This window comes from Paraburkholderia sp. EG304 (assembly GCF_046543485.1).
Lineage (GTDB): Bacteria > Pseudomonadota > Gammaproteobacteria > Burkholderiales > Burkholderiaceae > Paraburkholderia > Paraburkholderia youngii.
On record NZ_JBKGUA010000246.1, the window covers coordinates 1 to 961 of the forward strand.

At 65.1% G+C, this 961-nt stretch carries 2 pseudogenes; both read left to right on the forward strand.

Annotated elements, in window-relative coordinates:
• Positions 1-123: 123 nt before the first annotated feature.
• Positions 124-387, forward strand: a pseudogene (locus tag ACLFKU_RS43660) (IS21 family transposase); the annotation flags it as partial.
• Positions 384-839 (forward strand): annotated as a pseudogene (locus tag ACLFKU_RS43665) (ATP-binding protein); the annotation flags it as partial. The pseudogenes ACLFKU_RS43660 and ACLFKU_RS43665, both read left to right, overlap by 4 nt.
• Positions 840-961: the final 122 nt, after the last annotated feature.

The following is a 961-nucleotide window of genomic DNA, read 5'->3' on the forward strand; positions in this document are numbered from 1 at the left end:
TGTCATGCGCAACGCCAATCCTGCCGTCCGGTCCGCTCGGTCACGTTCCCGAAATGACCGGTCACGTTGCCGAAATCCCCGGTCACGATCCCGAAACGGCCGGTCACGTTCATCCGAAATACGCAGTCGGGGCTGAAGCTGGATGTCGAGGCCGCCAACGCGCGTATCGGCCGATGGCTGGCCGAAGTCGCCAACGTTCGCGTGCATGCCACCACGCGTGAGCGCCCGGCAGCGAGGCTGGCTGTCGAGCAGGTAGCGCTGCTGCCATTGCCGACGTCAACATCGGCGCCGGCACCTGCGACCTCGAAGCTGCGTCGTGTGCTGCCGCGCGAGAGCCTGCAACATCCGCTGGCGGTGTATGACGCACTGCTGGAGGTCGCCGCATGAATCTCCAGCACGAACGGATTGCCAGCCTGTGCGCCCATCTGAAGCTCGACCGTATCGCCGGTGATTGGGGAGCGCTTGCCCAGCACACTGCAACGACCGATGCGAGTCTCGCCGACTTCCTGGAGCAACTGCTACAGGCAGAACTCGGTGCGCGCGAGGAACGCAAGCGCCAGACGCTCACGAAGCTCGCGTCGCTGCCGAGCATCAAGACGCTGGAGCAATACGACTTCGGTTTCGCCAGCGGCGCCCCGCGCGCACAGATACAGGAGCTGGCCAGCCTCGCGTTCATCGAGCGCGCCGAGAACGTCGTCCTGCTTGGACCGTCTGGTGTCGGCAAGACGCACATTGCGAGCGCACTGGCCTATCGGGCGACGCAGGCGGGCATCAAGACGCGGTTCATCACCGCCGCCGACCTGATGATGCAACTGGCGACGGCGCGCCAGCAGAGTAAGCGGCTCGGCAGGGCCGATCCCCGATCCGCGCGCGCGTGGGGCATGATGTGAGAGCGTGGATTGTTTGCATGGTCGTTGACACGACCTATCTCGATCTACCCGGTCAAGCGGTGTGCGTGGGC